Below are 20,963 nucleotides of genomic sequence, written 5' to 3'. Positions count from 1 at the left end.
GCACACACGTTTGGGTGAGGCGGTGATCGGGCACCGCGGCGCTTCATGTGGCAATTCGTCGACGACCGGTCTGACCAGATCGTCTACAACACCCTCCAGCACGCCAACCTCGTGGTGCAGGCGGTGCTGTTCGCGGCGCTGGTCGGGGTGGCCCTGGCCGTCGTCGTGGTCTGGGTGCCGCGCCTCGAGACGCTCGCCAACGCGGTCTCGGCGATCGGGCTGACCATCCCCGCGTTCGCGCTCGTGGGCCTGCTGCTGCCGCTGCTCGGCATCGGTGCCTTCACGGCCTTCTGGGCGGTGGCCTTCTACGCCGTCTTCCCGGTGCTGCGCAACGCGGTCGTCGGCCTGCGGGGGGTCGACCCGACGCTCCTGGAGTCCGCGCGGGGGATGGGCATGGGCCCGGTCGCCGTCCTGCTCCGGGTGCGCCTCCCGCTGGCCTGGCCGGTGATCCACGCCGGCCTGCGCGTCTCGATGCAGATGTCGATGGGCGTCGCGGCAATCGCGGCGTACGTGAACGGTCCGGGCCTGGGCGGCTACATCTTCACCGGCATCACCCAGATCGGCGGGGCCAACGCGGTCAACTACGCCGTCGTCGGCACCGTCGGTGTCGTCGTGGTCGCGCTCCTCGCCGACCTCCTCCTGCTGCTGCTCGGGCGGCTCACCGTCTCGAAGGGAATCCGCGCATGACCACCGACCAGCCCGAGGTGAGCGGCGCCGAGATCGCGCTCGAGAACGTCACCAAGCGCTACCCCGGCCAGAAGGCCGCGGCCGTCGACGGCCTCACCCTGACCATCCCCGCCGGGGAGATCGTGATGTTCGTCGGCCCGTCGGGCTGCGGCAAGACCACCAGCCTGAAGATGATCAACCGGCTCATCGAGCCGTCCTCCGGCACGATCCGGATCGGCGGGCAGGACGTGCGCCAGCAGGGCGAGAACGAGCTGCGCCGGCAGGTCGGCTACGTCATCCAGGGCGGCAGCCTCTTCCCGCACATGACCGTGGCCAAGAACATCGCCCTGGTGCCGAAGCTGCTCGGCTGGGACGCCGACCGGATCGAGCAGCGGGTCGTCGACCTGCTCGACCTGGTCGGTCTCGACCCGGCGAAGTACCGCGGCCGCTACCCGCGCGAGCTGTCCGGCGGGCAGCAGCAGCGGGTGGGCGTGGCCCGCGGCCTGGCGGCCGACCCGCCGGTGATCCTGATGGACGAGCCCTTCGGTGCGGTCGACCCGATCACCCGCCAGCGGCTCCAGGACGAGCTGCTCAGCATCCAGCGCGAGCTGCGCAAGACCATCGTGTGCGTCACCCACGACATCGACGAGGCGATCAAGCTCGGCGACCGGATCCTGATCCTCCGGGAGGGGGCCGAGGTCGCGCAGTACGACACCCCCGAGAACGTCCTGGCCGCGCCGGCCGACGACTTCGTCAGCGACTTCGTCGGCTCCGGCTCGACGCTCAAGCAGCTGTCCCTGGCCCGGGTGTCCTCGATCGAGCTGGCCGACCGCCCCACCGCCTGGGTCGGCGAGTCGACCGGCGAGGTCGTGGCCCGCGCCGAGGCGGAGGGCCACGACGCGGTCGTCGTGCTCGACGACCGCGGCCGGCCGCTGGGCTGGCCCTGGCTGCGCCAGCTGCGCGGGCACGACCGGGTCCCGTCGTACGACGCCGAGAAGCTCAACACGCTCGACTCGCGCGCGACCCTGAACGACGCGCTCGACACGATGCTGACCTCCAGTCACGGGGCCGCGGTAGTGACCGGGGACCGCGACCAGTACCTCGGCGTGATCAGCTTCGAGGCGGTCACCGACCACATGCGCCAGCTGGAGCGGGAGGCCGCCGCCCATGGCGAGTGACACCGTGACCGACGTTCCCGCCAGGACCTCGCGGCTGCGGTCGATGCCGCGCGGCACCGTGACCATGCTCGTGGTGCCGCCGGTCATCGTCGCCTCCGTCTTCCTCGTGTACGTCGTGTGGCGCCAGACGGCCACGCTGGACTCGATCGAGGAGTCGCAGCTGGCCTGGCCGACCGTGTGGAAGCTGCTCGGCGAGCACGTCCGCCTCACCGTGGTCTCCGCGCTGGCCGTCGTCGCGATCGCGGTGCCGGCCGGCGTCCTCCTGACCCGGGGACGCGCCCGGATCGCGGCGCCCCTCGTGGTCGCGGTGGCCAACACCGGGCAGGCGGCGCCGTCGATCGGGCTGATCGCGCTGCTCGCGATGTGGCGGGGCTACGGGTTCTGGACCGGCGTCATCGCCCTCACGCTCTACGGCCTGCTGCCGGTGCTGCGCAACACGATCACCGGCCTCCAGGGGGTCGACCCCACGCTGAAGGAGGCGGGCCGCGGCCTGGGCATGTCGGCGACCGGGGTGCTGCTCCGGGTCGAGCTGCCGCTCGCCGGGCCGGTGATCATGGCCGGGGTCCGCACCTCCCTGGTGCTCGTCGTCGGCACCGCCGCCCTGGCGACCTTCATCGACGCCGGCGGTCTCGGAGCGATCATCACCACCGGCATCTCGCTGCTGAAGGTCTCGCTCATGGTGTGGGGCGCGGTCCTGATCGCGCTGCTCGCGCTGCTCGTGGAGTGGCTGGGCCGGCTCCTGGAGCTGTTCACCCGGCCGAAGGGGGTCTGAGATGACGACGCGACTGCGCCGTACCGCCGCCGTGGCGGTGCTCGCCACGTCCCTGACCGCCTGCGGCCTCGGGACGGCCGGCGGACCGGTGCCCGACGCCGAGCTGGCCGGGGCCCTGACCGACGCCGGGCCCCTCGACGGCGCCGAGATCACGGTTGGCTCGAAGAACTTCACCGAGAGCATCCTGCTCGGCAAGATCGCGCTGATCGTGATGAAGGCCGCCGGGGCCGAGGTCACCGACCTCACCAACATCCCCGGGAGCTCGGCGACCCGGCAGGCCGCCCTCGAGGGCCAGATCGACGCCCAGTGGGAGTACACCGGCACCGGCTGGATCACCTACCTCGGCCACACCGACCCGATCAAGGACGAGCAGGAGCAGTACGAGGCGGTCCGCGACGAGGACCTCGAGAACGGACTGGCCTGGCTCCCGCCGGCGCCGATGAACAACACCTACGGCTTCGCCGTGACCAAGCAGTCCCAGGAGAAGTACGGCCTGAAGACGCTCTCCGACATCGCCAAGGTCCCGGTCGCCGAGCGGACGATGTGCATCGAGTCCGAGTTCGCCAACCGGCCCGACGGGCTGAACGGGATGCTGAAGACCTACGGGCTGTCCCGGGGCGCGGACGGGGTCCCGGAGGGCAACCTGCAGACCTACCAGACCGGCGCGATCTACGACGCGACCGCGAAGGGTCGCTGCACCTTCGGCGAGGTGTTCACGACCGACGGCCGGATCCTGGCCCTGGACCTCGTCGTGCTGGAGGACGACCAGCGCTACTTCCCCAACTACAACGTCTCGCTGGTCCTGGGGGAGCAGGTGCTGGAGGACCACCCGGAGATCGCGGACCTCTTCGCACCGGTCTCGGAGAAGCTCACCAACGAGGTGCTGCTGGAGCTGAACGCCCGCATCGACGTCGACGGGGAGGACCCGACCGACGTGGCCCGGGACTGGCTGGCCGACGAGGGGTTCGTCGATCCGGTCTGAGCGGGGGCGGGCGTCCTGCCGCTAGAGTGAGAACCTGTTCTAGTTTTCGGGTCTCAGGAGGCGACGGATGACGGCGACACCCGCCATCGAGGGGTGGTTCACGACGGGGCCGGAGCCGGCGCTGGTGGGGTCACGGTGCACGACGTGCACCACGGTCTACTTCCCGCCGCTGGCGGGTGGCTTCTGCCGCAACCCCGCCTGCGACGGCGAGGACTTCGAGAGCACCGAGCTGTCGCGTCGCGGTCGGATCTGGTCCTACACCGACGCGCAGTACCAGCCGCCCGCGCCGTACGTCCCGGCGTCTGACCCCTACGAGCCGTTCGCGCTCGCCGCGGTCGAGCTGCCCGAGGGCCTGACCGTGCTCGGCCAGGTCGCCCAGGGGTACGGCGTCGCCGACCTGCGGGTCGGCGCGGAGGCCGAGCTGGTCGTCGAGATCCTCCACGACGATCTGTCGATCTGGCGCTGGAAGCCTGTGGTCGAGCTGGGCCAGGAGGCCGACCAGTGAGCCACGACGTCGCCGTCCTGGGCGTGGGCATGCACCCCTGGGGCAAGTGGGGCAAGAACTTCGTCACCTACGGCGTGCACGCGGCCCGGGCCGCCCTCGCGGACGCGGGCGTCGCGTGGACCGACGTCGACCTGGTGGTCGGCGGCGAGACGGTCCGCAACGGCTACGGCGGGTACGTCGCCGGCGCCACCTTCGCCCAGGCGCTGGGCTGGAACGGCGCCCGGGTCGCGACGTCGTACGCCGCCTGCGCCACCGGCGCCCAGGCGCTCGACACCGCTCGTGCCCGGATCCTGGCCGGGCTGTGCGAGGTGGCCCTGGTCGTGGGCGCCGACACGACGCCGAAGGGGTTCCTCGCCCCGAACGCGGGGGAGCGGTGGGACGACCCGGACTGGCTGCGGTTCCGGCTGCTGGGCATGACCAACCCGGCGTACTTCGCGCTCTACGCGCGTCGGCGGATGGACCTCTACGGCGCCACCCAGGAGGACTTCGCGCAGGTCAAGGTCAAGAACGCGCGGCACGGGCTGGAGAACCCCTACGCCCGCTACCGCAAGGCGGTCAGCGTCGAGGACGTGATGTCCAGCGCCGTGGTGAGCGACCCACTGCACCTGCTCGACATCTGCGCGACCTCCGACGGCGCCGCGGCCGTGGTGCTGGCCAGCACCGAGTACGCCAAGCGCCTGGGGCTGGCGAGCCCGGTCCGGGTCTCCGCGGTCTCCACGGTCACGCCGACCTTCCCGAACACCGTGATGGACATGCCCAACCTCTCGACCGACTCCAGCGCCGCGGTGGGCGAGCCCGAGCACACCTTCAAGGAGTCGATCGCCCGGGCCGCCTACGAGGAGGCCGGGATCGAGCCTGCGGACGTGGGCGTCGCCGAGGTCTACGACCTGTCGACGGCCCTCGAGCTCGACTGGATCGAGGACCTCGGCCTCAGCGGGCGGGGCGAGGCCGAGCAGCTGCTCCGGGCCGGCGAGACGACGATCGGCGGCCGGATCCCGGTCAACCCGTCGGGCGGGCTGGCCTGCTTCGGCGAGGCGGTCCCGGCCCAGGCGCTGGCGCAGGTCTGCGAGCTCACCTGGCAGCTGCGCGGGCAGGCGACCGGTCGCCAGGTCGAGGGGGCCACGGTCGGCATCACCGCCAACCAGGGGCTCTTCGGGCACGGCTCGTCGGTGATCCTGAGCGTCTGAGGTGTCCTTCGTCCTGGTCGACCGCCCGGTCGAGGCCGTCGCCGTCGTCACCCTGAACCGGCCCGAGCGGATGAACGCGATGGCCTTCGACGTGATGGTCCCGCTGCTGGCGGAGCTGCAGGCCCTGGGCAGCGACAACTCGGTGCGCGCGGTCGTCCTCACCGGGGCCGGCGCGGGCTTCTGCTCGGGCGCCGACCAGGAGTCCGCCGGGGTGCCGCCCGGGGTGGCCGGGGTGACGCGGCCGACGTACGCGCTCCGGGCGATGGAGGTCCTCGAGGAGGTCGTGCTGACCGTACGACGGCTGCACCAGCCGGTGGTCGCCGCGATCAACGGCGCGGCGATCGGCGGCGGGCTCTGCCTGGCCCTGGCCTGCGACCTGCGGCTGGCCGCGCCGGCGGCGTACTTCCGTGCCGCCGGCATCAACAACGGGCTCACGGCGAGCGAGCTGGGGCTCAGCTACCTGCTGCCGCGGGCGGTGGGCTCGACCCGGGCCGCCGACATCATGCTCACCGGGCGCGACGTCGGCGCCGCGGAGGCCGAGCGGATCGGCCTGGTCTCGTCGGTCCACGAGGACGTCGTGGCCGCGGCGGTCCGGACCGGTGAGCGGGTCGCGGGCTTCTCCCAACCCGGCGTCGAGCTCACCAAGCGCTCGTTGCAGGCCGGCCAGGCGGCGACGTCGCTGGAGTCCTACCTGCCCAGCGAGGGCCTGGGACAGCTCTACCTGAGGTTGCTGACCGGCAACTTCGAGGAGGCGACCCGGGCCCGGCACGAGGGCCGGGCGCCGCGGTTCACCGACGACCGCTGACGAAAGTGACGGCTTCCCCCGAAAGGGGGAGGTGTGAAACAAAGGTCCCAGACGCGTCGACCGGGGGGTGGGGGCTTGCCAGCAGCACGTTCGGAGCTGGTGGAGCGCGGGTCCGGTGCGGTCGTGGTCGGGGTGAGCGGGTCCGAGTCGGACCTGCTCACGGTGCCCCAGGCGGCCTTCGCCGCGGCGCGCGAGGGCGCGCGGCTGCTGGTCGTGCACGTGGTCGGCTCGCTCAACCGCGACGCCGACGGCGACGTCGACGAGACGCTGCTCGAGCGCTTCGCCGCAGCCGGGGAGGCGGTGGTCGAGCGCGGCGTGGCGCTGGCCCGCGCGACCGCCCCCGGGCTGGCGGTCGACGACGCGCTGCTCAGCGGCGACCGGGTCGGCGTGCTGCGCGCCGTCACGACGCGCGCCCTGCGGCTGTACGTCGGCACCTCGGAGACCAGCTCGGTCCGCCCGATGGTCCCGGGCCTGGTCACCGCGGGCATCACCAGCGACGTCGGCTGCCCGGTGCTGCTGGTGCGCGGCAGCCGGACCGAGCGCGGGGGCCGGGTGCTCGCCTACCTCCACGAGGCCGACGAGCGGGCCGTGGTCGCGTTCGCCGAGCACGAGGCGCGGGCGCTCGGTGTCTCGTTGACCATCGTCTACCGCGGATCGATCGGGGAGGTCTGGCCGGTCGGCGAGGACATCGCGGTGACCCGGCTGCTGGTCCCGCAGCAGGCCCGCGCCCACCGGCTGCTCGCCTCGCCGCGCAACGACCTGCTGGTGGTCGCGGCCTCCGACCTGCGCTCGGCGCGCACCGCCGAGGGCGCGACGTCCCTGCGCCAGCGCTACTCCGGCACCGCCTGCCTGGTGGCCGTGGTCCCCGAGGAGCAGTCGGCGGTGCCCCTGAGCCCGCTGCCCCCGCCGGGCCACTAACCTGGCTCGGTGCTCGGCTCCAGCAGGTCTCCCGCCGCCGGGCCGCCGGACCGGGTGCTCGACCTCTTCGTGGTGCCGGACGCCGTCGTTCCGCTCGTCGGTGCGCGCGGCGGCCAGGTCGTGGCCGGCGACCTGGTGCTCAGCCCCGACCGGGACGCCGGCGTCCTGGCCTGGCTGAACCCCCTGGTCGCCCGCCTCGCCGTACGCCTCGACGAGCGACCCGGCCGGGACCCCCGCGACCTGCGGCTGGCGATGCCGGTGCCCGCGCGCGACGGGTCCTGGGTGGTCGACGGCTGGGCGGCCAGCCGCTACGAGCCGGGGACGACGGTCTGCACCGACCTCGACGTCGTCGTCGCGACCGCCCACCTGCTGCACGCGGAGCTGGCGGTCGCGGTGTCGACCCGGCCCGAGGCCCTGCCCCCGGTCGACGAGCCGGACGCGCAGCTGGTGGACGCGAACCTCGTCGGCAACGTCCTGCTGGACGCGCGCGGCGCGCCCGTCGTGCTCGACGTCGAGCCGGCCTGGCGCCCCGCCCGCTGGGCCGTGGACCGGCTGCTCAGCCGGTGGTGAGGTCCTCGCCGACGTAGACCCAGCGGCCGCCGCGCCGCTCGAAGAGCGACCGCTCGTGCCGCTGGCCGGCCACCCCGCCCCGGTCGTACGACGCCACGAACTCGACCCAGTCCTCACCCGAGCCGAGGATCTCCAGCCCGGTCCAGGTCAGCGTCGGGTCGGGCTCGAGCTCCGGCGGCCGGGTCCGCGGGTGCCAGGTGCGGAACACGTGGTCGAGGTCGTCGACGGCGTACGCCGAGTAGCGCGAGCGCATCAGCTCCTCGGCCGTGGCGGCCTGGGCCGCGCCGCGGTGCAGCCGCCCGCAACAGGCGTCGTACGACGGGCCGGAGTCGCACGGGCAGGGGCGCTGGAGCTGCACGCCGCGACGCTACCCGCTCGGGACCAAGGTCCCGGCCGCTGGGACCCGACGTCCCTCGATGAGACGGCTCTCACACCGCACCGTCGAGTCATGCGGATCGTGGAGGTGCCCGCGGGCACGGTCGTGGTGGAGCTCGAGGACGACGAGGCCTCCTGGTCGACCCTGAGCTGGGCGGCCGAGCGGGCGGCACGGGCGGGTCGCGACCTCACCCTCGTGCACGCGCTCGCCGTCGAGGAGCGCTTCGGCACGGATCCGTGGGTGCTGCTCGAGGTCGTCGGGTCTCTGGCCGACGCCGGCCAGGAGCTGCTGGCCGCGGCCCGTCACGAGGCGCGCCGGGTCGCCCCGACCCTGCGCATCCGCGAGGTGCTGCGGCTGGTCGACCGGAAGACGGCGATCGACGCCCTGGCCGCGACCGCGGCCGAGGTGTTCCGGGCCGGGACCAAGGTCCCCTCGGTCGCGGTCGTCAGCCACTGACCCCGGCGCGCGGGGCCCGGCAGGCTGGCGGCATGGAGACCATGAGCAGCACCCCCGCCGTCCCCGCAGGCACGGTCGTCGTCGGGGTCGACGGCTCCGAGGGATCCACGCGCGCGGTGCGCTGGGCGGCCACCGAGGCCGGTCTGACCCGTCGGCCGCTGACCCTCGTGCACGCCTGGACCCTGAACGGCAGCAGCTGGCTGGACCAGGCCGGCATCGACCACCGGACGCTCGCCGCGGCGATCCGCGACGAGGCGGTCGGGATGCTGGCCACGGTCCGCGCGGGGCTGCTCGCCGAGCGGCCCGCCCTCGACCTGGAGGTCCACCGCCTGGTCGTGGAGGCCGACCCGCGCGACGCGCTCGAGGAGCTGTCCCGGTCGGCGGCGATGGTGGTGGTCGGGTCCCGCGGCCGGGGCCCGGTACGCAGCCTGCTGCTCGGCTCGGTGAGCGTGGCGGTCTCCCGCCTGGCGCACTGCCCGGTCGTCGTCGTGCGACCGGGCGCCGAGCGCGCCACCGGCGGCGTGCTGGTCGGCGTCGACGGCACCGCCACCTCCCGGCCGGCGCTCGAGCTGGCCTTCCACGAGGCCGCCCTGCGCGGGCTGCCGCTGACCGTCGTGCACTGCTTCTGGGACGCGCAGGTCGCCACCCTGCCGGCCCACCGGGTCGATCCGGGCTCGTCGGCGTACGCCGACCTGGAGCTGCTCGTCGCGGAGTCGGTCGCGGGGCTCCAGGAGGAGTACCCGGAGGTGCCCGTCGAGCGGGCCCTCTGGCGCGGTCTGGTCGACGAGGCTCTGGTCGCCGCGTCGCAGGGCCGGGACCTCACCGTCGTCGGCCTGCGGCAGACCGGGCGGCTGCGCCAGCTGGTGCGGGTGCCGGTCGCGCCGACCGTGGTGGAGCGGGCCGACGGTGCCGTCGCCGTCGTACCCCATGACGCCGATTGAGGTGCTGAGTACGTTGGAAGCGTGACCTCCGCTCCCAGCATCAGCACCGTCGGCGAACTCCGGGCCTCGGGACACGTCCAGAAGCCGCTGCGCACCGAGATCCGCGACAACCTGCTCGGCATGCTCCGCGAGGGCGTCGACCCGTGGCCGGGGCTGCACGGCCTCGGCGGCACGGTGATCCCGCAGCTCGAGCGGGCGCTGATCGCCGGCCACGACGTCGTCCTGCTGGGCGAGCGCGGCCAGGGCAAGACCCGACTGCTGCGCACCATGATCGGCCTGCTCGACGAGTGGACCCCGGTGATCGCCGGCTCCGAGCTCGGCGAGCACCCCTATGAGCCGATCACCCACGCCTCGCGCCGTCGCGCGCTGGAGCTCGGCGACGCGCTGGGCGTCGAGTGGCGCCACCGCGACGACCGGTACGCCGAGAAGCTGGCCACCCCCGACACGTCGGTGGCCGACCTGATCGGTGACGTCGACCCGATGAAGGTGGCCGAGGGCCGCTCGCTGGGCGATCCCGAGACCATCCACTACGGCCTGATCCCGCGCAGCCACCGCGGCATCGTCGCGATCAACGAGCTGCCCGACCTGGCCGAGCGGATCCAGGTCGCGATGCTCAACGTGATGGAGGAGCGCGACATCCAGATCCGCGGGTACGTCGTACGCCTGCCGCTCGACGTGCTCGTCGTCGCCAGCGCGAACCCCGAGGACTACACCAACCGCGGCCGGATCATCACCCCGCTGAAGGACCGCTTCGGCGCCGAGATCCGCACCCACTACCCGCTGGAGCTCGAGGACGAGGTCGCGGTGATCCGGCAGGAGGCCGACCTGGTCGCGGAGGTGCCCGACTACCTGGTCGAGATCCTGGCCCGGTTCACCCGCAACCTGCGCGAGTCCAGCTCGGTCGACCAGCGCAGCGGCGTCTCGGCCCGGTTCGCGATCGCGGGTGCCGAGACCATCGCCGCCGCGGCCATCCACCGGGCCACGGCCCAGGGCGAGGACGAGGCGGTCGCCCGGGTCGTCGACCTGGAGACCGCGGTCGACGTCCTCGGCGGCAAGATCGAGTTCGAGTCCGGCGAGGAGGGCCGCGAGGCCGAGATCCTCACCCACCTGCTCCGCACCGCGACCGCCGAGACGGTGCGCCAGCACTTCCGCGGCATCGACTTCGGACTGCTGGTCGACCGTCTGGAGGCCGGCGAGATGGTCTCGACGGGGGAGCGGGTCACGGCGCGCGACTTCCTCACCGGGCTGCCGGTCCTCGGCGAGTCCGAGCTGTACGACGAGGTCTGCGACCGGCTGGGCGCCACCAACGACGGCCAGCGGGCCGGCGCGATCGAGCTGGCCCTCGAGGGGCTCTATCTCGCCCGCAAGATCGGCAAGGACTCCGACGGTGCCGAGACCGTCTACGGCTGACGTGCAGGTCCGGGTGCGCGTCGCGTCCGGTTCGCGGCGCGACGGGCTGGCGCCGGCGTTCGTCGTCCCGCACGCCTGGACCGAGGACGGCATCTCGGTCGACGGCGGCGGCACCGGGGCGCACCTGCTGCTGACCGCGGTGGCGTGCTGCGTGCTCAACGACGTCTACCGGGAGGCCCAGGAGCCGGGGATCGCCCTGGCCGGGGTCCGGGTGGACGCCGTCGGCGGCTTCGACAGCACGACCTGGTCGTCCACGACCATCGCCTACGACGTCGACGTGGACAGCGACGCCCCGCAGCAGGTCGTCGACGGGCTGCTCGCCCAGGTCGACGAGGTGGCCGAGATCCCGCGCGTGGTGCGCGGGTCGGTCGCCGTCACGCGTGAGAGGAGCGAGGCATGAGCAGGACCCGGCAGTCCCGGTTCAAGCGGTACGAGGGCGGCGACCCGCTCGCGCCGCCGGTCGACATCGCGGAGGCGCTGGACGCCATCGGCGAGGACGTGATGGCGGGCTACAGCCCGGAGCGGGCGATGCGGGAGTTCCTGCGCCGGGGCGGGCGCGACCAGGCCGGCCTCGACGAGCTCGCCCGCCGGGTGGCCGAGAAGCGGCGCGAGCTGCTGCAACGGCACAACCTCGACGGCACCCTGCAGGAGGTCAAGGAGCTGCTGGACCGCGCCGTGCTGGAGGAGCGCAAGCAGCTGGCCCGCGACGCGATGATGGACGACGCCGACCGGGCGTTCCGGGAGATGCAGCTGGAGAACCTGCCGCCCAGCCCCGCGGCGGCGGTGAGCGAGCTGGCGTCGTACGACTGGCAGAGCCCGCAGGCGCGCGAGGACTACGAGAGGATCAAGGACCTGCTCGGCCGCGAGCTGCTCGACCAGCGCTTCGCCGGCATGAAGGACGCCCTGGAGAACGCCACCGACGACGATCGGGCGGCGATCAACGAGATGCTCGGCGACCTCAACCAGCTGTTGGAGAAGCGGCAGCTCGGCGAGGACTCGCAGGAGGACTTCGAAGAGTTCATGGCGAAGCACGGGGACTTCTTCCCCGAGAACCCGCAGAACCTCGACGAGCTCCTCGACGCGATGGCCCAGCGGGCCGCAGCCGCGCAGCGGATGCTCAACTCCATGTCGCCCGAGCAGCGCCAGGAGCTGATGGAGCTCTCGGCGCAGGCCTTCGGCTCCCCGCAGCTGATGGACGCGCTGTCCCGGCTCGACGGCAACCTGCAGTCGCTGCGCCCCGGCGAGGACTGGGGCGGCTCGGAGCAGCTGGGCGGTGACGAGGGACTGGGCCTCGGCGACGGCACCGGTGTCTTCCAGGACCTGGCCGACCTCGACCAGCTCGCCGAGCAGCTCTCGCAGTCGTACGGCGGAGCGCGGATGGACGACCTCGACCTCGACAAGCTGGCCCAGCAGCTCGGCGAGTCCGCGGCCGTGGACGCCAAGACCCTGCAGCAGCTGGAGAAGGCGCTGCGCGAGCAGGGCACGATGCGCCGCGACTCGACCGGCCAGCTCCAGCTCACCCCGAAGGCGATGCGTCAGCTCGGCAAGGCGCTGCTCAAGGACGTCGCCGACAAGATGTCGGGCCGCCAGGGCCAGCGCGACCTGCGCCGGGCCGGCGCGGCCGGCGAGCTGTCCGGCTCGACCCGCGAGTGGGCGTTCGGCGACACCGAGCCGTGGGACATCCCGCGCACCGTCCTCAACGGCACGCTGCGCCGGACCGGTTCCCCGGGTGGCCCGCTGATGGAGATCGGCGACGTCGAGGTGCAGGAGACCGAGGCCCGCACCCAGGCCTGTGTCGCGCTGCTGGTCGACACGTCGTTCTCGATGGCCATGGACGGGCGCTGGGTGCCGATGAAGCGCACCGCGCTGGCCCTGCACACGCTGATCAAGTCCCGTTTCCGCGGCGACGCGCTGCAGCTGATCGGCTTCGGCCGGCACGCGGAGGTGATGGACATCGAGCAGCTGACCGCGCTCGACGCCATGTGGGAGAAGGGCACCAACCTCCACCACGGGCTGCTGCTCGCCAACCGGCACTTCCGCAAGCACCCGAACGCGCAGCCGGTGCTCCTGATCGTCACCGACGGTGAGCCGACCTCCCACCTGGAGGCCAGCGGCGAGGTGTTCTTCAGCTACCCGCCGCACCCGGTCACCGTCGCCCACGCCGTCCGCGAGCTCGACAACTCGCGCCGTCTCGGCGCGCAGACGACGTTCTTCCGGCTCGGCGAGGACCCGGGGCTGGCCCGCTTCGTCGACTCGATGGCCCAGCGGGTCGAGGGCCGGGTGGTCGCGCCCGAGCTCGACGACCTGGGCGCCGCCGTGGTCGGCTCCTACCTCGGGTCGCGCGGGCCGGGCCTCGGCGGGGGCGGCTCGGGGTACGGCGACTGGTTCGGCGGCCGGGGGTTCTGGGTCGGCGACTGAGCCGCCTCAGAACGGCGGCGCGGTGTCGTCCTCCTCGGGCGGCGGCCACGGGTCCCACCGCGGCCGCTTCTCCCACAGCGCGCACGGCCGGGTGGAGGTGCGGTGCACCCCGTCGCAGGCCGGCTGCTCGTCGTGCCCGGCCGGGCGGGTGCCGAGCAGGTCGCGCACGAGTGGTCCGCTGGTCACGCGGAAGCCGTTGCGGTGGAACAGGTCGCAGTCGCAGCGGACCCCCTGGGTCCACAGCCGGTGCTCCAGCGACGTCGCCCGCGGGGAGCGCAGGTCGCGGAAGCGCAGCGTCCACAGCCGCCGGTGGTCGCACGCGCGCACGCGCAGTCGGCGCGCGACGTAGCAGACCAGGCACTCGCGTGGTCGCGGGTCGGCGTCGGGCTCGGACAGGGCCCGCAGGAACTGCTCGGTCTCGTCGGCGATGGACATGGCCACCGTTCTAGCCGGGGTCACCGACAGCCAGCTCGTCGAGCACCCCGGCCAGCTCCTCGACCCCGTCCACGATGCGCGGCCCGGGGCGAGCCCAGCAGCCGTCGGCGTCCACGGCGTGCACGGCGACGCCGGCGGGCAGCAGGGGGCGGACCGTCTCCGCCTGCTCCTGGGCGCCGGCCCGGTCGTAGCCGCAGGGCGCGACCACGACGAGGTCGGGCCGGGCGGCGTGCACGTCGTCCCAGGTCGTCCGGACGGACTTCTCGCCCGCCGTACCCAGGACCGGGTCGCCGCCGGCGAGCGCGACCATCTCGGGGATCCAGTGGCCGGGCGCGTACGGCGGGTCGGTCCACTCCAGTACGACGACCCGAGGCCGCGGCCGGTCGGCGACCCGCGCGGCCACGGCGTCCAGCCGCGCGCGCAGGGAGTCGACCAGCGCGACGGCCGGTCCGGTGCGGCCGAGCGCAGAGCCGAGGGAGATCACGGAGGCGAGCACCTCGTCGACCGTGTGCGGGTCGTAGGTCAGCACGCTGGCGTTCGAGCCGAGGTGCTGCAGCGCGTCCGCGACGGTGTCGACGTCGACCGCGCAGACCGCGCACAGGTCCTGGGTGACGACGTGCGTCGGCTCGAGATCGCGCAACGCGTCCTGCTCGAGGCGGTAGAGGTCCTCGCCCCGTCCGAGCGCGGCGGCGACGTACGCGTCGATGCCGGCGGGCGTGAGGCCCGCCGGCATCGACGAGGTGGAGACGATCCGGCGCTCGCGCGCCTCGTCGGGGGTGTCGCACTCGAAGGTCACTCCGACGACGTCCTCTCCCGCGCCGAGCGCGAAGAGGATCTCGGTGGTCGAGGGGAGCAGCGAGACGATGCGCACCCCGCGACGGTACCCAGGGGCTGGGTCAGCGCGCGGTCTTCAGGGTCAGCTTGGCCAGCTTGACGGCCTTCTTGGCCGACGGCGTCCCGCCGTCCGTGGCGCTGACGCCGGTGGTGATGATCTTCTTGCCCTTGCGGGCCACCACCGACTGGCTGACGAACTTCTGGCCGGAGATCGTCGCGGTCACCGTGTAGCCCCAGCTCTGGTCGCCGAGCCGGACCTTCAGCTTCTTGACCTTGACCTTCACCTTGGTCCCGCCGACGTCCACCGGGCACTTGGTGGCCTTCGAGGCGCTCCGCAGGTACTTCACGGCGGCCTTGGTGTTGCGGAACTTCAGCGCCGAGACGTAGACCAGCGGCGCAGCGGCGGTGGGGGTCGCGTACTGGGCGGGCGAGTAGGCCGCCGACGCCGAGGTGGCGCCCTTGATGGCCTTGCCGGACTTGCACTTCTTGATCGACTTCACCGACGAGGTGGAGGTCGAGGCGGTGCCGCCGGCGAGGTGCGGGTAGATCTTCGCGACCTGCGCGACCGCCGGGACCTTCGGCGCCTTGGCGGCGTGCGCGGGCGTGGTGAGGGCCGGGACGGCGAGAACGGGGACGGCGAGCGCAACGACCGCGCGGGACAGCCAACGAGTCATGGTGAGGTTTTCTCCGGTTCTGTAGAGAGGTGCTGGGCGGGAACTTCCTACCCAACCGGGCGGACGGCATACCTGCGGTCCCGGGATGTCTCGGGATTCGCCCGTGGCCCGGGCGGGCGCGGACAATCGGCCGCGTGGAGGACCCGACCCTGACCGTGCTGGCGCTCCTCGGTCTGGCGGCGGTCACGGCGGGGTTCGTGGACGCTGTCGTCGGCGGGGGCGGGCTGGTCCAGCTGCCGGCGTTGCTGGTCGGGCTGCCGCACGCGAGCCCGGTGCAGATCCTGGCCACCAACAAGCTCGCCAGCATCTGCGGCACGACGGTCAGCTCGGCGACGTACTACCGCCGGGTCCGCCCCGACCCGCACACGTTCCTGCCGCTGATGCTGCTCGCGCTGGTGGGGTCGTTCGCCGGCGCGCTGGTGGCCAGCCAGATCCCGCGCGAGGCCTTCGAGCCGATCGTGCTGGTGGTGCTGGTGCTCGTCGGTGCCTACGTCCTGCTCAAGCCGAGCCTCGGCGAGGCCACCGCGCTGCGGTACGCCGGCAGCACCCACCTGGCCGCCGCGATGGTGGTGGGTGCGGCCATCGGCTTCTACGACGGCGCCCTCGGCCCCGGCACCGGCAGCTTCTTCGTCTTCGCCCTCGTCGGGCTGCTCGGCTACGGGTTCCTGGAGGCGTCCGCGAAGGCCAAGCTGGCCAACTGGGCGACCAACCTCGGCGCGCTGCTGCTCTTCGTCCCGCAGGGTGCGGTGCTGTGGAAGACCGGGCTGGTGCTGGGGGTCTGCAACCTGGTCGGCGGCTACCTCGGTGTCCGGGTGGCGGTCTCGCGCGGCTCGCGGTTCGTCCGGATCTTCTTCATCGCCGTCGTCGCCGCGTTCGTGGTGCGGATCGGCGGCGACGTCGTGGGCGTCTGGTGAGCAGCTACCTCACGCTCGCCCGGGACGCCGAGGCCGAGATCGAGGTCAAGCGGTCGCGGTTCCTGGCCACCGTGGTGCGGGTGCCGGACGAGGCCGCCGCGCGGGCGGTCGTCGAGCGGTCGAGGACCGCGCACTGGGACGCGCGGCACCACTGCACCGCCCTCGTCGTGGGGCCGCCCCCGGTGCCGGTCGAGCGCTCCAGCGACGATGGCGAGCCGGCCGGTACGGCGGGCGCCCCGATGCTCCAGGTGCTCCGCGGCGCCGGGGTCAGCGACACGGTCGCGGTCGTCACCCGCTGGTTCGGCGGCACCCTTCTGGGCGCCGGCGGCCTGGTCCGGGCGTACGGCGACGCGGTCCGCGCCGGCCTCGACGCCGCCGGCACGCTGCGTCGCTCGCTCCTGCGCGAGCACCTCCTCGAGGTCGACCACGCCGACGCGGGCCGGATCGAGACCGAGCTCCGGACGCGCGGCGTCCGCGTGCTCGACACGTCGTACGACGCCCGCGCGACGCTGCGGCTCGGCGTACCGCCCGACGGTGAGGCGCGGCTGCACGCCCTCGTCGCCGAGCTGACCTCGGGGCGCGGCGAGACCGTCGCCGCGGGGGAGCGGTGGGTGGACGGCGGCTGACCCGCCGGTCCGGGTCAGGAGGGGCGGACGGGCGCGCTCGCCTGACGCGCGCCGATCGCCCACATCGCGCCGCCGACGGCGAGGAGCGGGAGGGCGGCCGACGCGCAGGAGAACAGGACGAGGGAGCCGAGTCCGGTCGAGAGCGGGTCGCTGATCGCGACCCCGACGGCGTAGGCGAGCATCCCCAACGCGACGAGCGCGCCCGCGATGGTGGTGAGGGTGCGACCTGACTGCTGCATGGCTCCAGCCTAGGGAGCGAGTGCGCCCGCCGCACGCTGGTGCAGACCACGGCGACGCCGTGCGCCGGCTTCGACGTCGCCGCGGGGGAGCGGTGGGTGGATATCGTCGGCGCATGAACGGGATGCAGCACCGGTTCGTGGTGAGCTGCGTGACCGTCGTCGTCGGCGCGGCGGTGGTGGGGGTCGCCTACGTCGCCACGGCCGACACCGGGCTCGTCGAGGTCTTCGTCGCCGCGGGCCTGACGGGGGCGGCGCTGGTGGCGATCTGGCTCTACGTCCGGGCGCTCCGTCGCGGCTGATCAGGCCACGATGTCGCGGAGCAGCCGGTCCGAGGCGAGCAGGGCGTCCCGGTCGTAGGTCGAGGCGCTGGACATGACCTCGTCGGCCCCGGTGCGCTCGACGAGCCGGTCCAGGCGGCGCCGTACGGTCGCCGGGCTGCCGGCCACGGCGCGGTCCAGGGCGGTCTCGACCCGGCGTCGTACCTGGGCGGGCCAGGGGGTGGCGCGGATTGTCGCCTCGGACTCCAGCGGCGGGAACTCGCCGGTCTGCCGCGACCGGGCCATCGCCCAGGCCTCCGGCAGCGCGAGCTCGCGGGCGGTCGCGTCGTCGTCGGCGACGAGGACGTCCAGCGAGACCGTCACCCAGGGCGAGCCGTCGCCGTGCGGTCGGAAGTCGCGGCGGTACGACGCGAGCGCGGCGGGAAGCTCCTCGGAGTCCAGGACCGGCCCGCCGACCACCACCGGCAGACCGAGCCGAGCCGCCACCTCGATGCCGCGGCCGGTGGCCAGCAGGTGCAGCGGGATCGGCCCTCGCGCCGCCGGGCGGGCGGTGACCTCAGCGGTGCCGTCGAGGTAGCCGCGCAGCTCCGCCAGGTCCGCCTCGAACGAGTCCGCGGCCTCCGGGCCGCTGCGCAGCGCCCGCCGTACCGGCTCGGTGAAGCCGACCGAGCGGCCCAGGCCGAGGTCCACCCGCCCGGGGTGCAGGGCATCGAGCACGAGGAACTGCTCGGCGACGACGAGCGGCTGGTGCAGCGGGAGCATCACGCCCCCGGAGCCGATCCGGATCGTCGTCGTACGACCGGCGATCGCGGCCAGCAGCACCGCGGGCGTGCCCGACGCGATGCCGGGCACCGCGTGGTGCTCGGCGACCCAGAACCGCTTGTAGCCCGCCTCCTCCGCGCGCACCGCCCGGTCGACGGTCGCGGCCAGGGCCTCGGCGTCGGGGGTGCCGGCGCGGGTGCGGGACCGGTCGAGCAGGGAGAGCCTCACATCCGTCCCAACACCGCGACGTGCCGCCGCCTTCCCTGCCGCGTCGTGGTCGCACCCCCCGTTGGTTGAGCAGGTCGCGCTAGCGACCGTGTCGAAACCCCCGCAGCCCGAGAGCCCCCGTTGACCCCCGCCGACTTGTCGGTCGTGGGCTGAAGGTCTGTCCGGGTCGTCGTTGTTTGGCTGGCTACCGGGGTCAGGTCCGCGGGTGGCCACCGTCGGCGGCCGGGCTGCAGGCCGCTCCCTCCCTACCGTCCGTAGGGATCTCGCGGACGGTAGGGAGACGGGCCCACCTGGCCCCCACTCGCCTCCTCCGCAACCGACCCCGAGAACTCTCTCCGCAGATCCATAAAGTTCCTAGATTCGCACACCTGTTCGAACTAGAATGACTCCATGAGCATCGACGTCCACGACCCCGCCACCGTGCTGGCGGCCGCCGAGACGTCCGTGCGTACTCGCCGCGCCGCCGCCCTCGAAGACCTCGATCTCGTCCTGGCCTGGGCCGATCTTCACGGCGACGACCCCCAACACAAGCCCGGCGCGATCCCGGTCCGGTATGGCGGGGACCAGCTCATCGACCTCGGCGGCGACGGCACCCCCTACGTCCAAGACCTCTGCCTCGGCGAGCTCGCCATCGCCCGCCACACCCACCTCCTCTCCACCCGCTCGGTGATGGCCGACGCCCTCGACCTGCGCCACCGCCTCCCCCAAACGTGGGCCATCGTCCAGACCCTCGCCTGCGAGGTGTGGGTGGCGTGTCGGGTCGCGTCCATGACCCGCAAGCTGACCCACGCCCAGGTCGCGCTGGTGGATGAGGCCGTAGCCCGGGCGATCGGCGGGTGTGCGCCCGGGCGGGTGTTCCGCATCGTCGAGGCCAAGATCATCGAAGCCGACACCGCCGCCCACATTGCCCGCATCGAAGAACAAGGCCGCACCCGCACCGTCGTGCTGTCCCCGACCGACGACACCGGACTAAGGATGCTGTTCGCCCGCCTCGAAGCCGGCGACGCCGTCTGGGTCGACGCCACCATCGACCGGGTCGCCGACCTCCTCCACGATGACGCCGACCTCCGGGCGCTGCACCACCCCGACCTGCCCGAGGACGTCACCAAGGCCGAGCTCCGCGCCATCGCGCTGGGCTGGCTGGCCCGCCCCCACGACCTCGCCGCACTCCTCCATCTGCTCGACCAGCACGACGACGAACAGGCCAGCAAGCGGCGGAAGCCTTCGGCGGTGCTGCACGTCCACTTCCACCAGGCCGCCCTCGACACCGGCGTCGGTGTCGCCCGCGTGGAGGAGCTGGGGCCCCTGGTCCTGGACCAGGTCCGACTCCTCCTGGCCCACGCGAACGTGACGCTGCGACCCGTGCTGGATCTGTCGGAGACCATCGCCGTGGACCGGTACGAGCACCCCACCATCGTCCGGGAGCGGACCGCGATCCTGATTCCGGCCGACGCGTTCCCGCACTCCACGTCCGTCACGAGGCGGGTCGATCTGGACCATCCGACGCCATACCTGGACCCAGACTCGGGTGGACCACCCGGACAGACCGGTGACCACGCCGCCGCGCCATTGACCCGCAGGCACCACCGGGCCAAGACCCACGCCGGCTACACCGTCGAACAGCTCGACCGGACGACGTTCGAGTGGACCACACCCCACGGCGTCAAGCGCCGCGTCGACCCCACCGGCACCCACCCCGCCTGAGCGCGCCCGGATCGCTACCAGAGCAGGTCGAGGGTCAGCACGGACACGCCCGATCGGGTGGACGTCCACTCCTGCAGGCACGCCGAGAGGTCGGGCGCGTGTCCGGCGAGGCCGAGACGGGTGGTCGCGGTGGGGGCGGGGGCGTGGGAGTGACCGGGACCCGGCGAGCCGTGGGAGCAGGCGACACAGAGGAAGCGCATCGCCGACCAGTCGTCGACCCCGAGCCCGCGTCGCCCGGCCAGGTCGCTCAGGGCCCGGACGTCCTCGGGGGTGGTGCCCTCCACCTCGGCCTGCCAGGTCGGCAGTCCCGAGTCGTGCAGGCGCTCCAGCTCGTTGAACACGGGTACCTCCTGGTTCCCGAGCTGCCGGGTCCCGGTCGGCTGGCCGTCGTGGAGCAGTACGTCGCGGAAGCGGTGCCCCGACTCCGGGAGCGGGACGCTGGCGACGACCGCGTGGGCGGGGCTGCGACGCCAGCACCAGATCACCTCGGTCGTGCCGTGCTCGGGCAGGACCTGGAGCGACAGGCTCGGTTGGTCGGGGTTGACCCGGATCGGGACCGCCCCGAAGTCCACGTCGATCGGCTCCGCGCCGCCGTCCAGCCCCGCGACGCCGTACGCCGTCCACGCTCGTCGCGCCCGCTCCCAGTCACCCAGCGCGGTGGCGGCGATGCCGAGGTTCCACGCCGCCGGGTCGGCGTCGCCGTTGCCGAGCTCGGCCGCCTCGGCCTCGCCGAAGAGCGGCATCGCGCGCTCGTTCCGGCTGGCGCTCAGCGCCCAGTCCCGGCGCGCCTTGGCGTGCATGCCCGCCTCGAACCAGGCGAAGTACGAGTCGGGGGCGACCTCCGTCAGCTCGGCGGCGCAGCGGTCGGCGACCGCGACGTCCTCCGCCTCGGTGGCGGCGGTCCACTCGGCCCACACCTCCTGCGGGGTGCGTGCGGGCGGTCCGTCGGGTCCGGAGGTGAGCATGCGCGAAGTCTGCCTGCCCTGAGCCCCCGCTGGTACGCCGCGAGCCGATCCCCGATCCCCGCCGAAGCAGGCGGGCTCAGCGTCGACAGGCCACAGCTCGGCAGCGGCACGCGCACCAAG

25 protein-coding genes are annotated in these 20,963 nt (G+C 73.4%); 18 read left to right on the top strand and 7 right to left on the bottom strand.

All coding sequences use genetic code 11. The annotated features are described in order from the left end of the window. Positions 1 to 45: 45 nt before the first annotated feature. From BLT76_RS16300 to BLT76_RS16260, 9 genes are all read left to right on the top strand, one after another. Positions 46 to 687 carry an ABC transporter permease gene (locus tag BLT76_RS16300; RefSeq protein WP_090858362.1) on the top strand — a complete coding sequence of 214 codons (642 nt, stop codon included), beginning with the start codon at positions 46 to 48 and terminating at the stop codon, positions 685 to 687. Beyond that, positions 684 to 1,844 (top strand): ABC transporter ATP-binding protein, encoded by a 1,161-nt coding sequence (locus tag BLT76_RS16295; RefSeq protein ID WP_090858359.1) that lies wholly within the window; start codon positions 684 to 686, stop codon positions 1,842 to 1,844. The genes BLT76_RS16300 and BLT76_RS16295 overlap by 4 nt, the downstream gene beginning before the upstream one ends. Beyond that, positions 1,834 to 2,616: an ABC transporter permease gene (locus BLT76_RS16290; protein ID WP_090858356.1), complete on the top strand. Its 783-nt coding sequence runs from the start codon at positions 1,834 to 1,836 to the stop codon at positions 2,614 to 2,616. Before BLT76_RS16295 ends, BLT76_RS16290 begins: the two co-directional genes overlap by 11 nt. Position 2,617: 1 nt before the next feature. Continuing rightward, positions 2,618 to 3,598 (top strand): glycine betaine ABC transporter substrate-binding protein, encoded by a 981-nt coding sequence (locus BLT76_RS16285; protein ID WP_090858352.1) that lies wholly within the window; start codon positions 2,618 to 2,620, stop codon positions 3,596 to 3,598. Positions 3,599 to 3,665: 67 nt separating this feature from the next. Next, a complete protein-coding gene (locus tag BLT76_RS16280) occupies positions 3,666 to 4,103 on the top strand; it encodes a Zn-ribbon domain-containing OB-fold protein (protein ID WP_090858349.1) in 438 nt (145 codons plus the stop codon). Then, a complete protein-coding gene (locus BLT76_RS16275) occupies positions 4,100 to 5,290 on the top strand; it encodes a lipid-transfer protein (RefSeq protein ID WP_090858345.1) in 1,191 nt (396 codons plus the stop codon). The genes BLT76_RS16280 and BLT76_RS16275 overlap by 4 nt, the downstream gene beginning before the upstream one ends. 1 nt (position 5,291) lies before the next feature. Next, complete coding sequence (locus BLT76_RS16270; protein WP_090858342.1) at positions 5,292 to 6,095, top strand: enoyl-CoA hydratase; 804 nt, start codon at positions 5,292 to 5,294, stop codon at positions 6,093 to 6,095. Positions 6,096 to 6,170: 75 nt separating this feature from the next. Beyond that, positions 6,171 to 7,013, top strand: a complete 843-nt coding sequence (locus tag BLT76_RS16265) for a universal stress protein (protein WP_170867094.1) — start codon at positions 6,171 to 6,173, stop codon at positions 7,011 to 7,013. 9 nt (positions 7,014 to 7,022) lie between these two features. Further along, positions 7,023 to 7,583 carry a hypothetical protein gene (locus BLT76_RS16260; protein WP_139175586.1) on the top strand — a complete coding sequence of 187 codons (561 nt, stop codon included), beginning with the start codon at positions 7,023 to 7,025 and terminating at the stop codon, positions 7,581 to 7,583. Here BLT76_RS16260 and BLT76_RS16255 read toward each other — a convergent pair. Beyond that, complete coding sequence (locus tag BLT76_RS16255; RefSeq protein ID WP_090858332.1) at positions 7,570 to 7,941, bottom strand: YchJ family protein; 372 nt, start codon at positions 7,939 to 7,941, stop codon at positions 7,570 to 7,572. The two genes, BLT76_RS16260 and BLT76_RS16255, sit on opposite strands and share 14 nt — an antisense overlap. A 90-nt stretch (positions 7,942 to 8,031) precedes the next feature. Between BLT76_RS16255 and BLT76_RS16250 the strand changes: the two genes are divergently transcribed. Genes BLT76_RS16250 through BLT76_RS16230 form a run of 5 tightly spaced genes read left to right on the top strand, consistent with a single transcriptional unit; the run spans position 8,032 to position 13,184 of the window. Next, the gene (locus tag BLT76_RS16250) at positions 8,032 to 8,415 is read left to right on the top strand and encodes a hypothetical protein (protein ID WP_090858329.1); all 384 of its coding nucleotides are present in this window, start codon (positions 8,032 to 8,034) and stop codon (positions 8,413 to 8,415) included. Positions 8,416 to 8,447: 32 nt separating this feature from the next. Next, entirely contained in the window at positions 8,448 to 9,356 is a 909-nt protein-coding gene (locus BLT76_RS16245; RefSeq protein WP_090858326.1) for a universal stress protein, read from the top strand. Positions 9,357 to 9,377: 21 nt separating this feature from the next. Then, positions 9,378 to 10,766, top strand: coding sequence for a sigma 54-interacting transcriptional regulator (locus tag BLT76_RS16240; protein ID WP_090858323.1), 1,389 nt, complete (start codon positions 9,378 to 9,380; stop codon positions 10,764 to 10,766). Then, complete coding sequence (locus BLT76_RS16235) at positions 10,744 to 11,166, top strand: OsmC family protein (RefSeq protein WP_244509436.1); 423 nt, start codon at positions 10,744 to 10,746, stop codon at positions 11,164 to 11,166. The genes BLT76_RS16240 and BLT76_RS16235 overlap by 23 nt, the downstream gene beginning before the upstream one ends. Further along, positions 11,163 to 13,184, top strand: a complete 2,022-nt coding sequence (locus BLT76_RS16230) for a vWA domain-containing protein (RefSeq protein WP_090858317.1) — start codon at positions 11,163 to 11,165, stop codon at positions 13,182 to 13,184. Before BLT76_RS16235 ends, BLT76_RS16230 begins: the two co-directional genes overlap by 4 nt. A 6-nt stretch (positions 13,185 to 13,190) precedes the next feature. Here BLT76_RS16230 and BLT76_RS16225 read toward each other — a convergent pair whose 3' ends face one another. The 3 genes from BLT76_RS16225 to BLT76_RS16215 are packed head-to-tail and all read right to left on the bottom strand — an operon-like array spanning position 13,191 to position 15,127. After that, a complete protein-coding gene (locus tag BLT76_RS16225) occupies positions 13,191 to 13,619 on the bottom strand; it encodes a DUF2695 domain-containing protein (protein ID WP_090858314.1) in 429 nt (142 codons plus the stop codon). A gap of 10 nt (positions 13,620 to 13,629) precedes the next feature. Further along, positions 13,630 to 14,490: a cobalamin-binding protein gene (locus BLT76_RS16220; protein ID WP_090858311.1), complete on the bottom strand. Its 861-nt coding sequence runs from the start codon at positions 14,488 to 14,490 to the stop codon at positions 13,630 to 13,632. Positions 14,491 to 14,515: 25 nt separating this feature from the next. Then, on the bottom strand, positions 14,516 to 15,127 hold the full coding sequence (locus BLT76_RS16215; RefSeq protein ID WP_090858309.1) for a hypothetical protein: 612 nt from the start codon (positions 15,125 to 15,127) through the stop codon (positions 14,516 to 14,518). A gap of 134 nt (positions 15,128 to 15,261) precedes the next feature. Between BLT76_RS16215 and BLT76_RS16210 the strand changes: the two genes are divergently transcribed. Together BLT76_RS16210 and BLT76_RS16205 are read left to right on the top strand one after the other, a co-directional pair. Further along, entirely contained in the window at positions 15,262 to 16,041 is a 780-nt protein-coding gene (locus BLT76_RS16210) for a TSUP family transporter (protein ID WP_090858307.1), read from the top strand. Further along, positions 16,038 to 16,667, top strand: a complete 630-nt coding sequence (locus BLT76_RS16205; protein ID WP_170867093.1) for an IMPACT family protein — start codon at positions 16,038 to 16,040, stop codon at positions 16,665 to 16,667. Before BLT76_RS16210 ends, BLT76_RS16205 begins: the two co-directional genes overlap by 4 nt. 14 nt (positions 16,668 to 16,681) lie before the next feature. Here the strand turns inward: BLT76_RS16205 and BLT76_RS16200 are convergent, their stop codons facing one another. Beyond that, positions 16,682 to 16,906: a hypothetical protein gene (locus tag BLT76_RS16200; RefSeq protein WP_090858305.1), complete on the bottom strand. Its 225-nt coding sequence runs from the start codon at positions 16,904 to 16,906 to the stop codon at positions 16,682 to 16,684. A gap of 113 nt (positions 16,907 to 17,019) precedes the next feature. Between BLT76_RS16200 and BLT76_RS16195 the strand changes: the two genes are divergently transcribed. Next, entirely contained in the window at positions 17,020 to 17,205 is a 186-nt protein-coding gene (locus BLT76_RS16195) for a hypothetical protein (protein WP_090858303.1), read from the top strand. On the opposite strand, the gene BLT76_RS16190 is transcribed toward BLT76_RS16195, so the two are convergent. After that, positions 17,206 to 18,174, bottom strand: coding sequence for an MsnO8 family LLM class oxidoreductase (locus tag BLT76_RS16190; RefSeq protein ID WP_090858299.1), 969 nt, complete (start codon positions 18,172 to 18,174; stop codon positions 17,206 to 17,208). It abuts the gene before it with no gap. A 390-nt stretch (positions 18,175 to 18,564) separates the two neighbouring features. Between BLT76_RS16190 and BLT76_RS16185 the strand changes: the two genes are divergently transcribed. Beyond that, positions 18,565 to 19,878 carry a hypothetical protein gene (locus BLT76_RS16185; RefSeq protein ID WP_090858296.1) on the top strand — a complete coding sequence of 438 codons (1,314 nt, stop codon included), beginning with the start codon at positions 18,565 to 18,567 and terminating at the stop codon, positions 19,876 to 19,878. 14 nt (positions 19,879 to 19,892) lie between these two features. Here the strand turns inward: BLT76_RS16185 and BLT76_RS16180 are convergent, their stop codons facing one another. After that, on the bottom strand, positions 19,893 to 20,843 hold the full coding sequence (locus BLT76_RS16180; protein ID WP_139175583.1) for a tetratricopeptide repeat protein: 951 nt from the start codon (positions 20,841 to 20,843) through the stop codon (positions 19,893 to 19,895). Positions 20,844 to 20,963: the final 120 nt, after the last annotated feature.

The organism is Nocardioides lianchengensis (genome assembly GCF_900101465.1).
In the GTDB taxonomy this organism is placed as follows: Bacteria; Actinomycetota; Actinomycetes; order Propionibacteriales; family Nocardioidaceae; genus Nocardioides; species Nocardioides lianchengensis.
The sequence above is the reverse complement of the archived record's forward strand: the minus strand, read 5'-3'. Positions and strand labels throughout refer to the sequence as shown.